The 13,248-nt window shown below is 74.8% G+C and carries 13 protein-coding genes and 1 riboswitch; of the genes, 9 read left to right on the top strand and 4 right to left on the bottom strand.

All coding sequences use genetic code 11. The features are described 5' to 3' along the window. From IRQ30_RS22595 to IRQ30_RS22585, 3 genes are all read left to right on the top strand, one after another. Positions 1 to 576: alanine dehydrogenase (locus IRQ30_RS22595; protein ID WP_420827621.1), on the top strand; the 576-nt coding region annotated here is incomplete at its 5' end. A gap of 29 nt (positions 577 to 605) precedes the next feature. Beyond that, entirely contained in the window at positions 606 to 1,754 is a 1,149-nt protein-coding gene (locus tag IRQ30_RS22590) for an MFS transporter (RefSeq protein ID WP_193615083.1), read from the top strand. Positions 1,755 to 1,878: 124 nt separating this feature from the next. Beyond that, a complete protein-coding gene (locus IRQ30_RS22585) occupies positions 1,879 to 2,148 on the top strand; it encodes a PspC domain-containing protein (RefSeq protein WP_193615082.1) in 270 nt (89 codons plus the stop codon). 13 nt (positions 2,149 to 2,161) lie between these two features. Here the strand turns inward: IRQ30_RS22585 and IRQ30_RS22580 are convergent, their stop codons facing one another. After that, complete coding sequence (locus tag IRQ30_RS22580; RefSeq protein WP_193615081.1) at positions 2,162 to 2,509, bottom strand: MmcQ/YjbR family DNA-binding protein; 348 nt, start codon at positions 2,507 to 2,509, stop codon at positions 2,162 to 2,164. A gap of 30 nt (positions 2,510 to 2,539) precedes the next feature. Continuing rightward, positions 2,540 to 3,967 (bottom strand): MFS transporter, encoded by a 1,428-nt coding sequence (locus tag IRQ30_RS22575; protein ID WP_193615080.1) that lies wholly within the window; start codon positions 3,965 to 3,967, stop codon positions 2,540 to 2,542. Between the two features lie 76 nt (positions 3,968 to 4,043). Here IRQ30_RS22575 and IRQ30_RS23985 point away from each other — a divergent pair, with 76 nt between their 5' ends. The 5 genes from IRQ30_RS23985 to IRQ30_RS22550 all read left to right on the top strand — a co-directional run bounded on the left by IRQ30_RS23985 (position 4,044) and on the right by IRQ30_RS22550 (position 11,299). Next, positions 4,044 to 4,676: a TetR family transcriptional regulator gene (locus IRQ30_RS23985; RefSeq protein WP_193615079.1), complete on the top strand. Its 633-nt coding sequence runs from the start codon at positions 4,044 to 4,046 to the stop codon at positions 4,674 to 4,676. Further along, positions 4,676 to 4,807: riboswitch (cobalamin riboswitch) on the top strand. Its footprint overlaps the gene before it by 1 nt. Positions 4,808 to 4,831: 24 nt before the next feature. Continuing rightward, positions 4,832 to 8,434, top strand: coding sequence for a cobaltochelatase subunit CobN (cobN, locus tag IRQ30_RS22565; RefSeq protein ID WP_193615078.1), 3,603 nt, complete (start codon positions 4,832 to 4,834; stop codon positions 8,432 to 8,434). After that, positions 8,431 to 9,147 carry a precorrin-6A synthase (deacetylating) gene (gene cobF, locus IRQ30_RS22560; protein ID WP_193615077.1) on the top strand — a complete coding sequence of 239 codons (717 nt, stop codon included), beginning with the start codon at positions 8,431 to 8,433 and terminating at the stop codon, positions 9,145 to 9,147. The genes cobN and cobF overlap by 4 nt, the downstream gene beginning before the upstream one ends. Beyond that, the gene (locus IRQ30_RS22555) at positions 9,144 to 10,535 is read left to right on the top strand and encodes a cobyric acid synthase (protein ID WP_193615076.1); all 1,392 of its coding nucleotides are present in this window, start codon (positions 9,144 to 9,146) and stop codon (positions 10,533 to 10,535) included. The genes cobF and IRQ30_RS22555 overlap by 4 nt, the downstream gene beginning before the upstream one ends. Then, positions 10,532 to 11,299 (top strand): cobalt-precorrin-6A reductase, encoded by a 768-nt coding sequence (locus IRQ30_RS22550; protein WP_193615075.1) that lies wholly within the window; start codon positions 10,532 to 10,534, stop codon positions 11,297 to 11,299. The genes IRQ30_RS22555 and IRQ30_RS22550 overlap by 4 nt, the downstream gene beginning before the upstream one ends. On the opposite strand, the gene IRQ30_RS22545 is transcribed toward IRQ30_RS22550, so the two are convergent. After that, positions 11,199 to 12,104 carry a cobalamin biosynthesis protein gene (locus tag IRQ30_RS22545; RefSeq protein WP_193615074.1) on the bottom strand — a complete coding sequence of 302 codons (906 nt, stop codon included), beginning with the start codon at positions 12,102 to 12,104 and terminating at the stop codon, positions 11,199 to 11,201. The genes IRQ30_RS22550 and IRQ30_RS22545 overlap by 101 nt on opposite strands. Positions 12,105 to 12,106: 2 nt before the next feature. Between IRQ30_RS22545 and cobU the strand changes: the two genes are divergently transcribed. Then, the gene (cobU, locus tag IRQ30_RS22540; protein WP_193615073.1) at positions 12,107 to 12,625 is read left to right on the top strand and encodes a bifunctional adenosylcobinamide kinase/adenosylcobinamide-phosphate guanylyltransferase; all 519 of its coding nucleotides are present in this window, start codon (positions 12,107 to 12,109) and stop codon (positions 12,623 to 12,625) included. Between the two features lie 5 nt (positions 12,626 to 12,630). Here cobU and IRQ30_RS22535 read toward each other — a convergent pair. Continuing rightward, on the bottom strand, positions 12,631 to 13,248 hold a 618-nt coding region (locus tag IRQ30_RS22535), incomplete at its 5' end, for an adenosylcobinamide-GDP ribazoletransferase (protein WP_193615072.1).

The following is a 13,248-nucleotide window of genomic DNA, read 5'->3' as shown; positions in this document are numbered from 1 at the left end:
CAGAACGCGGCGAACATCGCGTTGGGCATGGGTGCGGACGTGACGTTGCTGGACACCGACCTGGACAAGCTGCGGATGTCGTTCTGGCGCTACAACAACCGGGTCCACGGGCTGGCGTCGTCCAAGCTGGCGGTGGAGCAGCAGGTGATGGAGGCCGACATGGTGATCGGTGCGGTGCTGATCCCGGGGGCGGCGGCGCCGAAGCTGGTCTCGAACGAGCTGGTCTCGCGGATGAAGCCGGGCTCGGTGCTGGTCGACATCGCGGTGGACCAGGGTGGGTGCTTCGAGGACACGCGGGCCACGACGCACGACGACCCGACGTATGAGGTGCACGACTCGACGTTCTACTGCGTGGCGAACATGCCGGGTGCGGTGCCGAACACCTCGACGTACGCGTTGACGAATGCGACGCTGCCCTACACCGTCAAGCTGGCCGACCACGGGTGGGCCGAGGCCAGTCGCCGTGACCGCTCGCTCGCGCTGGGGCTCAACACGCATGCGGGTCAGCTGACCAACGCCCCCGTCGGGGAGGCCGTCGGCATCGACGCGGTCACCCTCGACGAGGTGCTGGCGTAGCCGGGGAGGACCGTCCTGACCCGCGGCTCCTGGTCCTGGCCGCCGCGCTGTTCCTGGTCGGCACCAACGCCTTCGTGATCGCCGGCGTCCTGCCCGACGTCGCCGCGACGTTCGACGTGACCACGGGTCAGGCCGGCTACGCCATCGCCTGGTACGCCGGGACCGTCGCCGTGCTGGGCCCCCTGATGGGGATGACCCTCGCGTGGGTCCCCCGGGAGGTGATGGTCGGCGGCGGCCTCGCGCTGGTGACCGTGGGCACGGCGCTGGCCGCGCTGGCGCCGGGGCTGGGCACCTTCATCGGCGGCCGTGCCGTCGCCGCCGTGGGGGGCGCCGCCCTGGTGCCCACGGTCTTCGCGGCGGTGCCGCGCATGGTGTCGGCCGCGCGTCGCGGTCGGGCGCTGGCGCTCGTCGAGCTCGGCTTCGCGCTCGCCGTCGCCGTCGGCGCGCCGCTCGGGACCGTGCTCGCGCACGTCGGCTCCTGGCGGCTCGCGATGCTGGCCGTCACGGTGCTGGCCGCGCTGGTCACGCTCGCCGCGGTGCTCGTCGTCCGGGGCCTGCCGCCCGCGCGGCGGCTGACGACGCGGGAGAGCGCGGTGGTGCTGGTCGACCACCGGCTCCTGCTCCTGATGCTCACCCACCTGCTGCTGATGGTGGCCTTCAACCTCGTCTACACCTTCAGCTCCGTGATCGCCGGCGACGTGACCGAGGGCAGCGGCGCCCGCCTCGCCGGCCTCCTGGCGGTGTGCGGGGTCGGCGGACTGGTCGGCACCCTCGCGGGCGGCCCCCTCACCGACCGGTGGGGCAGCGGCCGCGCCGGGGTGTCGGCGCTCGCGGTGTTCCTCGGGTCCGTGACCGCACTGGTGTGGTGGCACTCGGGGCCCCTCACCTGGCTGCTGTTCCTGGTGCTGGGCGCCTCCTCGCAGATGGCGGTCGTGCCGCAGCTGCACCGGCTCTTCGAGGTGCGGCCGGCGGTGGCGGGAGTGTCGACGGCCTGGAACTCCACGGCGATGTATGTCGGCGTCGCAGCCGCGCCGGTCCTCGGGGCCCGCCTGCTGCCGGGCGGGCCGGGCCCGCTCGTGGTCGGCGCGGCGGTCGCCGCGCTGGCCGCCCTGGTCGTCTACGTCGCCACGCTCGACCTGCGCCTCGGCGCGGAGCGGCGCCTGGGGGCCCGTCCCTGAGGTCTCGCGGCCCGGGATCTGGGGGTCCGGCCAGGGCTGTTCCCGATGGGCCGGAGGCGTCGTCGGAGCAAGACTGGTGACGTCGGGGAGACACCCCGGCGCCGACCGAAGGAGCACCACCGACATGAACGACATCCAGCAGAGCTTCGCCCGACAGGGTCTGGTCCGACCGCGCGGCAGCCGCCTCCTGGGTGGCGTGTGCGCGGGCATCGCCCGCCGCTTCCAGATGGGCGAGTGGACCGCGCGGCTGCTGTTCGTGCTCATCCTGATGGTCGTGCCCGGCAGCCAGCTCCTCATCTACCCGGTGCTGTGGATCCTGATGCCCTCGGAGGAGCGGGTCGCCCTGGTGACCCCGCAGCCGGTGCACCCGGCCACCGGCGGCCCGGCGGTCTGACGACGTACGCCGCTCAGGCCGGCAGCTCGTCGCCGCGCTCGGCGGCGAGCCCGGCCGGTGCCGTGAGACGCCAGGCCTCGAAGGCGAGCTCGGCCAGCTCGTCGCGCTCGACCCCCTCGAGGTGGACCACCACCCACCCGAAGGCCCCGGCGGTGAACTGCACCTCGAACACCTCCGGCCGCTCGGCCACCAGTGCGAGCTGCTCGGCCAGCGGCTGCTTCAGCCCGACCGTCCGGGTGGGCTCCCACAGGTAGCCGAACGTGTGGGCGTCGACCTGGAAGCGGGCGTAGCGCCCGTGGTCGCTCCGCGCGACGCCGGGCAGCTGCCTCACCAGCTCCAGGAAGTCCGCGACCGTGCACATCGCCGCCCACGCTAGCCGGAGCGACGACCCTCAGGCGGCGGGACGGTGCGGGATCAGCAGGACGACGAGCGCGGTGAGCACGGAGGCGCCGGCGCACAGGGCGAAGAGCTCCCGGTAGGCGTCGAGCGAGGGGACGGCGAAGCCGCTGAGGATCACGGTGTTGGCGGCCAGGATGCTGCCGCCCACGGCGGAGGCCAGTGAGCTGCCGAGGCTGCGGAAGAGCGTGTTGAGGCCGTTGGCCGCCGCGATCTCCGAGGGCGGGGTGTGCGCGTTGATCAGCGACGGGATCGCCGCGTAGCCGATGCCGGTGCCGATGCCCACGACGGTCGCACCGACGATGATCTGCCACAGGCTGTCGGTGACGACGATCCGCATCACCCACCCGAGGGCGACGACGCCGGCGCCGAGCGCCAGGGTCTGCGGGGCGCCGCGCCGCTCGATGAGCTTGGCGGCGACGGGGGAGAACAGCAGCATCGCCAGCCCGCTGGGCAGCATCGCCAGGCCGCCGACGAGCAGGCTGGAGCCGAAGCCGTAGCCGCTGGCCTCCGGCGCCTCGACGTACGCCGCCGTGCCGATGAACGACGCGAACAGCGCGAAGCCGAAGAGGACCGAGGCCAGGTTGGTGAGGACGATCGGCCGGCGGCGCAGCGCCGTCAGGTCGACCAGCGGGTCCTGGATCCGGGTCTGCGACCAGCCGAACAGCACGACCGTGACGGCCGAGACCACCAGCAGGATGGCGACCCGCGGGTCGTCCCAGCCCCAGGCGGCGCTCTGGCTCAGCGGCAGCAGCAGCGTGACGAGGGTGATCGCCAGCAGGGCGGAGCCGACGAGGTCGACGCGACCGCCGCTGCGGAAGCCGGACTCCGGCACGACCGTGAGGATCCCGAGGAACGACACCAGGCCGGCGACCGCGGTGATCCAGAAGAGGGCGTGGAAGTCGGCGTTCTCCGCGACGAAGCCCGCCAGCGGGAGCCCGAGCGCGCCGCCGACGCCGAGCATCGCGCTGATGAGGGCGATCGAGGAGCCGACCTTCTCCTTGGGCATGGTGCTCGCGAGCAGGCTGATGCCGAGCGGGATCGCCGCCGCGGACGCGCCCTGGATCGCACGGCCGACGATCAGCAGCGTGATGTCGCTCGTCAGGGCCGTGAGCAGCGAGCCGAGGGTGAGCGCCCCGACGGCGACCAGCAGCATCAGCCGCTTGCCGAACATGTCGCCGAGCCGCCCCATGATCGGCACCGAGACGGCCGCGACGAGCAGCGTGGACGTGAGCAGCCAGCTGACGTTGCTCGCGGAGGTGTCGAGCTCCGCCGGCAGCGTGCCGAGCACGGGGATGAGGACCGACTGCGACAGCGCCACGACGAGGGCGCCGAGGCCGACGACGAGGAGCTGGACGTTGGCGGTGCGCGAGGAGATCGGAGCGGCGACGTCGGGGTCGCCGGCGATGTGGGGTGCGGGCATGACTGGCACGCTACGCCACAGGTGGCACTGGGTGTCAATCATGACGCTCGGGGCGTGAGCGGCTAGGTTGCGGGGGATGACCGCCGACGGACCGACCGCGACGACCCCGGGTACGACGACCCCGGGTGCCATGACGCTGCGGGACCACGCCCGCGGGGCCGTGCGCGACGAGGTGATGCGCTGCGCGTGGCTGCTGTTCCTCGAGCACGGCTTCGAGGGCACGACGGTCGACGAGATCGCCGAGGCGGCCGGGATGTCCCGGCGCACCTTCTTCCGCTACTTCGCCGGCAAGGAGGAGCTGGTCCTCGAGCGGCTCGTCGAGTCCGGCCAGTCGATCGCGGACGAGCTGGCCGCCCGGCCGGCCGCGGAGGCCGCGTGGCCGGCGCTGCGGGCGGCGTTCGAGACGATCGTGGTGCTGCAGGAGCAGCACCCCGGCCAGGCCCGCCCGCTCATGGTCATGCTCCGCACCGAGCCGGCGCTGCGCGGCAGCGTGCTCGAGCGCCGTCGCCGCTGGCAGGACGTGCTGGCACCGCTCGTCGCCGCCCGGCTGCCGCGCGCCCGCGGTGCGGCGACCGGCGTACGGGCGAGCGCCGTGACCGGCAGCGCCCTCGCCTGCCTCGAGGCCGCCCAGGACCACTGGACCGACCACCCCGGCACGTCCCTGCCCCGCCTCCTCGACCAGGCGATGGCGGCGGTCGCGCCGCTGTGACCCGCCGCACCCACTAGGGTGGCGGGACACGTCTCGTGGAGCAGGAACCCGGTGCGAGTCCGGGGCGGTTCCGCCACTGTGAGTGCCCGCGAGGGCACCAGCCAGACACTGGCCACGGGACCTCCGCCTACAGGGGCGAGAACCCCGGGAGAACCATGCGCATCGCACTGCTGTCGACGTCCGACACCGACCTCCTCTCGGCCCGGGCCTCCGGCGCCGACTACCTCTGGGCCAACCCGTCCCGGCCCGGCCACCAGTCCATGGGCGCCGCGATCGAGGCCGCCGACCTCGTCGTCGGGCGGATCCTGGGCTCGCCGCAGGACCTGTGCACCGGCTTCGCGAGGATCCGCGAGACCGGCAAGCCGATGGTGGTGCTCGGCGGGGAGCAGACGCCGAGCGCGGAGCTCATGGAGCTCTCGACCGTCCCGATCGGCGTCGCGGCCGAGGCGCACCGCTACCTCGCCGAGGGCGGCCCCGCCAACCTCGCGCAGCTGCACGCGTTCCTCTCCGACACCGTGCTGCTCACCGGTGAGGGCTTCGAGGCGCCGGTGGCGCTCCCGGAGTGGGGCTACGGCGAGAGGGTGGCGGGCGACGCGAGCCTGCCGCGGGTGGGGATCCTCTACTACCGGGCGCACGAGGCCAGCGGCAACACCGCGTTCGTGCACGCCCTCGCCGACGCGGTCGACGCGACGGGCCAGGCAGTGGGGGTCCCGATCTTCGCGGGCTCGCTGCGCTCGGCCCCCGACGACCTCTACGAGGCGTTCGCGACCCTGGACGCGCTCGTGGTCACCGTGCTGGCCGCGGGCGGCAGCAAGCCGGCCACGGCGAGCGCCGGCGGCGACGACGAGGCCTGGGACGTCGAGCGGATGGCGGCCCTCGACATCCCGGTCCTGCAAGGGCTCTGCCTCACCAGCAGCCGCGCCGAGTGGGAGGCCTCCGACGACGGGGTGACGCCGCTCGACTCCGCGACGCAGGTGGCGATCCCGGAGTTCGACGGGCGGATCATCACCGCGCCGTTCTCGTTCAAGGAGGTCGACCCCCACGATCCCGACGGGCTGCCTCGTTATGTTCCTGACGCGGAGCGCTGCGCCCGCGTGGCGGGGATCGCGGTCAACCACGCCCGTCTGCGCCACATCCCGGCCGCCGAGCGCAAGGTCGCGCTGATGCTCTCGGCCTACCCCACCAAGCACTCGCGCGTCGGCAACGCCGTGGGTCTCGACACCCCTGTCTCCACGATCCGGCTGCTGCGCCGGCTGCGCGACGCCGGCTACGACCTCGGCGCCCCCGGCGCGATCCCCGGGCTGGACGAGGACGACGACACCGTCGCCGGCGACACCCTGATCCACGCGCTGATCGCCGCCGGCGGCCAGGACGAGGAGTGGCTGACCAGCGCCCAGCTCACGGACGCGCACGTGCGGATCACCAAGGCCGACTACGACGCCTGGACCGCCGACGTGCCGCCGGCCCTGATGGGCGACATCGTGAGCGCCTGGGGCGAGTCGCCCGGCACGCTCTTCGTCAACGACGACCGCGAGATCGTGCTGGCCACGATCCAGGCCGGCAACGTCGTGCTGCTCATCCAGCCGCCCCGCGGCTTCGGCGAGAACCCCGTCGCGATCTACCACGACCCCGACCTCGCCCCCAGCCACCACTACCTCGCGGCCTACCGCTGGCTCGCTGCGCACACCGAGCAGGGCGGCTTCGGCGCCCACGCCGTCGTCCACCTCGGCAAGCACGGCTCGATGGAGTGGCTGCCCGGCAAGAACGCCGCGCTCTCGGCCGACTGTGCGACCGACGCCGCGATCGGGAGCCTGCCGCTGATCTACCCGTTCCTCGTCAACGACCCCGGCGAGGGCGCGCAGGCCAAGCGCCGCGCGCACGCCACGATCGTCGACCACCTGATCCCACCGATGGCGCGCGCCGAGTCGTACGGCGACATCGCGCGGCTCGAGCAGCTGCTCGACGAGCACGCCAACATCGCGGCCATGGACCCGGCGAAGCTGCCGGCGATCCGCGGCGAGATCTGGCAGCTGATGCACGCGGCCGAGATGCACCGCGATTTCGGCCTCGACGAGCGCCCCGATGACGAGGCGTTCGACGACTTCATCCTGCACGTCGACGGCTGGCTCTGCGAGATCAAGGACGCCCAGATCCGCGACGGCCTGCACGTGCTGGGCCAGGCGCCCGACGGCGAGGCCCGGGTCAACCTGGTGCTCGCGATCCTGCGCGCCTCGCAGGTGTGGGGTGGCGAGACCGCGGCCGTGCCCGGTCTGCGCGCCGCGCTCGGCCTCAAGGAGAACGCCGAGGCCACGACCGCCGTCGACGCCATCGAGCAGCAGGCCCGCGACCTGGTCCTGCGCATGGAGGCGGCCGGCTGGGCGCCCGAGGCGGCCTCGACCATGCACGACGACCCGGAGGTCCAGCGGGTGCTGGCGTTCGCCGCCACCCAGGTGGTGCCGCGGCTCGGGCGCACGACCGACGAGCTCGACGCCGTGCTGCACGCGCTCGACGGCGGGTTCATCGCCGCGGGGCCGTCCGGCAGCCCGCTGCGCGGCCTGGTCAACGTGCTGCCGACGGGCCGCAACTTCTACACCGTCGACCCGCGCGCGGTCCCGAGCCGGCTGGCCTGGCAGACCGGCATGGCGATGGCGGAGTCACTGGTGCGCAAGTACGTCGAGGAGGCCGGCGCCTACCCCGAGTCCGTGGGCCTGAGCATCTGGGGCACCAGCGCGATGCGCACCTCCGGCGACGACGTGGCCGAGGTGCTGGCGCTGCTCGGGGTCCGCCCGGAGTGGGACGAGGCGTCGCGGCGCGTGCGCGATCTGACCGTCGTACCGCTGGGGGAGCTGGGCCGCCCGCGCATCGACGTGACCGTGCGGATCAGCGGGTTCTTCCGCGACGCCTTCCCGCACGTCGTGACGATGCTCGACGACGCGGTGCAGCTCGTGGCCGTGCTCGACGAGCCGCCCGAGCAGAACTACGTGCGGGCCCACGCGCAGGCCGACCTCGCCGAGCACGGCGACGAGCGGCGCGCCACCACGCGGATCTTCGGCTCGAAGCCGGGGTCCTACGGCGCGGGCATCCTCCAGGTCATCGAGTCGGGCACCTGGCGCGACGACCAGGACCTGGCCGAGGTCTACACCGCCTGGGGCGGCTTCGCCTACGGCCGCGACCTGGACGGCGTGGCCGCGGCCGACGACATGCGCACGGCCTACCGACGCATCAAGGTCGCCGCCAAGAACATCGACACCCGCGAGCACGACATCGCCGACAGCGACGACTACTTCCAGTACCACGGCGGGATGGTCGCCACCGTGCGCGCGCTGACGGGCGCCGACCCCAAGGCCTACGTCGGCGACTCCACCACGCCCGACGCCGTGCGCACCCGCACGCTGCAGGAGGAGACCAACCGGGTCTTCCGCGCGCGTGTGGTCAACCCGCGCTGGATCGGGGCGATGCAGCGCCACGGCTACAAGGGCGCCTTCGAGCTGGCTGCGACCGTCGACTACCTCTTCGGCTTCGACGCGACGACCGGCGTCGTGCACGACTGGATGTACGACACGCTCGCCAAGGAGTACGTCCTCGACGAGACCAACCAGGCGTTCATGCGGCAGTCGAACCCCTGGGCGCTGCGCGGCATCGTCGAGAAGCTGCACGAGGCCGTCGACCGCGGGCTCTGGGAGTCCCCCGACCCCGACGTCCTCGCCGCCATGCAGCAGGTCTACCTCGACCTCGAGGGCGACCTGGAGGACCGGTGACCCGACGGCTGCGCGTGATCGGCTTCGGCATGGGGCCGCAGCACGTGACGCCGGAGGCCGCCGAGGCGATCCGCTCGGTCGACTACCTGGTGGCCTTCGCCAAGGGCGACCGCGACGACCCGCTGCTGGCGGTGCGCGCCGAGGTCGCGCGCCGGTACGGCGACCCGCCGGTCGTCGTCGTGCCCGACCCGCCGCGCGACCGGGCCGACCCGGCCGACTACCCCGCGGCCGTGCGCGACTGGCACGAGGCACGCGTGGCCGCGCTGCGCGGCGCGCTGGAGGAGCGGCCGGGCGACGTCGGGATCCTGGTCTGGGGCGACCCGTCGCTCTACGACTCGACGCTGCGGCTGATCGACGGTCTCGACGTCGAGGTCGACGTGGTGCCCGGCATCAGCGCCCCGCAGCTGCTCGCCGCCCGGCACCAGATCGTGCTCCACGAGGTCGGCGCCCCGGTGCACGTGACGACCGGGCGCCGGCTGCGCGAGGCGGTCGCGGCCGGCCAGGACAACCTGGTCGTGATGCTCAACAGCGGGCTGGACCTGGACGGCCTCGACGACTGGCGCATCTGGTGGGGCGCCAACCTCGGGGCAGCCGGCGAGGCGCTGGTGGCCGGCCGGGTGGGCGACGTGCGCGACGACGTCCTCGCCGCCCGGGACGCCGCGAAGGCCGAGGCCGGCTGGGTGATGGACCTCTTCCTGCTGCGGGCGCCGTGAGCGGCCTCCTGGTCGCGGGGACGACCTCCGACGCCGGCAAGAGCATCGTGACGACGGGGCTCTGCCGCGCGTTCGCCCGGCGCGGGGTGCGGGTCGCGCCCTTCAAGGCGCAGAACATGTCCAACAACTCGATGGTGGTGCCGGGGCCGCGCGGCGAGGGAGCCGAGATCGGCCGCGCGCAGTGGGTGCAGGCGCTGGCCGCGCGGGCCGAGCCCGAGCCCGCCATGAACCCGGTCCTGCTCAAGCCCGGCAGCGACCGCCGCAGCCACGTGGTCGTGATGGGACAGCCGGCCGGCGAGGTCTCGTCGGCGAACTGGACCGACGGCCGCGCCCACCTCGCGCGCGCGGCGTACGCCGCCTTCGACGACCTGGCCTCGCGCTACGACGTGGTCGTTGCGGAGGGCGCCGGCAGCCCGGCCGAGGTCAACCTGCGCGCCGGCGACTACGTCAACATGGGCCTCGCCCAGCACGCCGGCCTGCCGACCGTCGTGGTCGGCGACATCGACCGCGGCGGCGTCTTCGCGGCGTTCGTGGGGACGCTGGCGCTGCTCGACGACAGCGACGCGCGGCTGCTGGCGGGGTGGGTCGTCAACAAGTTCCGCGGCGACCTGGCGCTGCTGCGGCCGGGTCTCGACGACCTCGAGGCCCGCACGGGGCGACCGGTCCACGGCGTGCTGCCCTGGCACCCGGACGTCTGGCTCGACAGCGAGGACGCCCTCGACCTGGAGGGGCGCCGCGCCGGCGACGGCGGCGTACGACGGGTGGCGGTCGTGCGGCTGCCGCGCATCAGCAACTTCACCGACGTCGACGCCCTCGGCCTCGAGCCCGACCTCGACGTGGTGTTCGCGGGCGCCCCGCGCGACCTCGCAGACGCCGACCTGGTGGTGCTGCCCGGCACCCGCGCCACGATCAGCGACCTCGCGTGGCTGCGCGAGCGCGGCCTGGCCGACGCCGTCGTCGCCCACGCGCGCGCGGGCCGCCCGGTGCTCGGCATCTGCGGCGGCTGCCAGATGCTGGGGCGCACCGTCGCCGACCCCGACGGGGTGGAGGGAGCACCGACCACCGTCGAGGGTCTCGGGCTGCTGGACCTGGTCACGGAGTTCACGCCCGACAAGGTGCTGCGCCGCCACGAGCCCGCCGGCTACGAGATCCACCACGGCCGCGTCACCGGCTCGCTGACCGAGGGCGCCGTGACCGGCACGATGGTGCACGGCGCGCTCGAGGACGACGCCCACCGGGCGGCGTACCTCTCCCGGGCGCTGGACGTCACCAGCCGGGCGTCGTTCCCGGCCGCGCGCGAGCGCCGGCTCGACCTCCTCGGCGACCTGGTCGAGGAGCACCTCGACGTGGACGCCCTGCTCGCGCTGGCGACAGGGCCGCGGCGATGAGGGTGCTGGTGCTCGGCGGCACCGCCGAGGCGCGGGCGCTCGCGGCCGCGCTCGTCGACGACGGCGTCGAGGTCGTGTCGTCGCTGGCCGGCCGGGTGGCGCGCCCCCGGCTGCCGGTGGGGGAGGTGCGGATCGGGGGCTTCGGGGGGCCCGAGGCCCTGAGGACGTACGCCGCGGCGTTCGACGCGGTGGTCGACGCGACCCACCCCTTCGCCGCCCGGATCTCCGCGCACGCCGCGCACGTCGAGGTCCCGCTGCTGCGGCTGGCCCGGCCCGGCTGGGCGACGCGCGAGGGCTGGACCTGGGTGGACACCCACGACGAGGCCGCCGAGGTCGCCGGCCGACTGGGCAACCGCCCGGTGCTGACGGTGGGACGTCAGGCGCTGGCGCGGTTCGTGCCGGCGCTGCGGCTGCGCGCGGTCCTGGCGCGGGTGGTCGACGAGCCCGAGCTCGAGCTGCCGGCGACCTGGAGCGTGGTGCACAGCCGTGGTCCCTACGAGCTCGAGGGCGAGCTGGCGCTGCTGCGCGGGCACGGCGCCGACGTGCTGGTGACCAAGGACTCCGGCGGCGCGCACACGCGCGCGAAGCTCGACGCGGCGCAGGCGCTGGCCGTGCCGGTCGTGGTCGTGCGACGGCCTGCCGGCCCCGACGGCGTCGAGACCGTCAGCGACGTCGACGGAGCGCTGCGCTGGCTGCGCTCGCCGCCGCGCACACCAGCAGCGCGGCCAGGTCGACCCGCCGCGCCAGCCGACGGGCGCGGGTGACGTCGTGGACGCCCACCTCGCGCCCGTCGCCGAGCACCGGACGCTCCTCGACCCGGCCGGCGTAGACGGTGCGACCGCCGAGCCGGACGCCGAGCGCGCCGGCGAACGCCGCCTCCACCGGTCCGGCGTTGGGGCTGGGGTGGGCGCCGGCGTCGCGCCGCCACGCGCGCACGGCGCCGCCGTGGTCGTCGCCGAGCAGGACGGTCAGCGCGGCGGTGAGCCGCGAGCCGGGCAGGTTGAGGAGGTCGTCGAACCGGGCCGCGGCCCAGCCGAAGCGCTCGTAGCGCGGCGAGCGGTGCCCGACCATGGCGTCCAGGGTGTTCGCGGCGCGGTGGGCGAGCAGCCCGGGCGTCCCGGCGAGGGCACCCCAGACGAGCGGCGCGACGACGGCGTCCGAGCTGTTCTCGGCCAGCGACTCGACGACCGCGCGGGCCACGCCGGCCTCGTCCAGATCAGTGGTGTCGCGGCCGACGAGGTGGGTGAGGCGCTGCCGCGCGTCGGGCAGCCGACCGGCCTCCAGCAGCGCCTGCACGGCGGCCGCCTCGCGGTCCAGCGACCGCCCGCCCAGGACCGCCCAGGTGGCCGCGGCCGTGACGAGGGTGCCGCGTCCGGCCACTCGTCCGAGGGCGGCCGCGCCGCCGACGAGCAGCGCGACGTGCAGCACACCGGGCGCCCGCCGGTCGGCGTACGTCCGGCGCTCCAGCGCGCCGGCCAGGCGCCCGAAGCCCGCCACCGGGTGCCCGCGCCGCGGGTCGCCCAGCGCCGCGTCGGCGACGTAGCCCAGCACCAGCCCCCCGGAGGTCATCGATGAAGGTCCTGGTCACGGGCGGGGTGCGCTCCGGAAAGTCGCGGCACGCGGAGACGCTGCTGGACCGGGAGGAAGCGGTCACCTACGTGGCGCCGGGTCCCCTGCGCGACGACGCCGACTGGGCGCTGCGCGTGGCCGCCCACCGCGAGCGGCGGCCGACGTCGTGGTCGACGCTCGAGACCGGCGACCTCGCGGCCGCGCTGGGCGCCGGGGGCGTCGGGGGCGCGGTGCTCGTCGACTGCCTCGGCACCTGGCTCACCCGCGTCGTGGACGACGCCGGCCTGTGGGACGCGCCCGCCGACGAGGTCGCCACGCTGGTCGAGGAGCGCACGGCCGCGGCCGTCGCGGCGATGACCGGCACGGTCGTGCTGGTCACCAACGAGGTGGGGCTCGGCGTGGTGCCGGAGCACCGGTCGGGGCGGCTGTTCCGCGACCTGCTCGGCTCGGTCAACCAGCGGTTCGGCGCGGCCTGCGACGAGGTGCACCTGGTCGTGGCCGGGCGGGTGCTGCGGCTGTAGCCGGGTCAGACCCATGACCACGCCAGCAGGGTGGTGGCGAGCGCGAGCTCGATGCCGGCGCCGAACACGTCGCCGGTGACCCCGCCGAGGCGCCGCACCGTGCGCCGTACGAGCGCCAGGACGACGAGCCCGCCGACGCCCGACAGCAGCACCCCGCCGACCACGGCGACCGGCAGCGGGACGGTGCGGGTGTAGGTCACGCCGAGCCCGTTGGAGCGGGCCGCGGGCACCGCGGTGCAGCACACGATCCACAGGGCGCAGCGCGACAGGCACACGAGCAGGCCGGCCAGCAGCGCGCCACGCGACGTGGTGCCCAGCGGCGCCAGCGCGGCCACCTGGACGCCGAGCACGACCACGGTCGCGACCACCCCGGCCGGGCCCGACGTGCCGGACTTCATGACGGCGAGCGAGCGCTCCGGGTCGTAGGAGGCGGTGAGCCCGTCGGCGACGTCGGAGAGCCCGTCCCAGTGCAGGGCGCGGCTGCCCGCGGCCAGGGCGCCGACGGCGACGACGGCGACGGCCAGCGGCGGCAGGCCGGCGAGGTCGCCGAGCAGCAGCAGGCCGGCGACCAGCGCGCCCAGCGGCAGCACGGCGAGCGGGGCGAGCAGCATGGCGTGCCCGGC

It is taken from the genome of Nocardioides lijunqiniae (assembly GCF_015024225.1).
GTDB lineage: Bacteria > Actinomycetota > Actinomycetes > Propionibacteriales > Nocardioidaceae > Nocardioides > Nocardioides lijunqiniae.
Note: the sequence above shows the minus strand (reverse complement) of the source record. Positions and strands in the feature narration are given on the sequence as shown.

Coding starts and splice junctions, on each gene's coding strand:
- IRQ30_RS22585 (WP_193615082.1), top strand. CDS start 1,879: ATGAACGACATCCAGCAGAGCTTCGCCCGACAGGGTCTGGTCCGACCG.
- IRQ30_RS22580 (WP_193615081.1), bottom strand. CDS start 2,509: ATGTGCACGGTCGCGGACTTCCTGGAGCTGGTGAGGCAGCTGCCCGGC.
- IRQ30_RS22575 (WP_193615080.1), bottom strand. CDS start 3,967: ATGCCCGCACCCCACATCGCCGGCGACCCCGACGTCGCCGCTCCGATC.
- IRQ30_RS23985 (WP_193615079.1), top strand. CDS start 4,044: ATGACCGCCGACGGACCGACCGCGACGACCCCGGGTACGACGACCCCG.
- cobN (WP_193615078.1), top strand. CDS start 4,832: ATGCGCATCGCACTGCTGTCGACGTCCGACACCGACCTCCTCTCGGCC.
- IRQ30_RS22550 (WP_193615075.1), top strand. CDS start 10,532: ATGAGGGTGCTGGTGCTCGGCGGCACCGCCGAGGCGCGGGCGCTCGCG.
- IRQ30_RS22545 (WP_193615074.1), bottom strand. CDS start 12,104: ATGACCTCCGGGGGGCTGGTGCTGGGCTACGTCGCCGACGCGGCGCTG.
- cobU (WP_193615073.1), top strand. CDS start 12,107: ATGAAGGTCCTGGTCACGGGCGGGGTGCGCTCCGGAAAGTCGCGGCAC.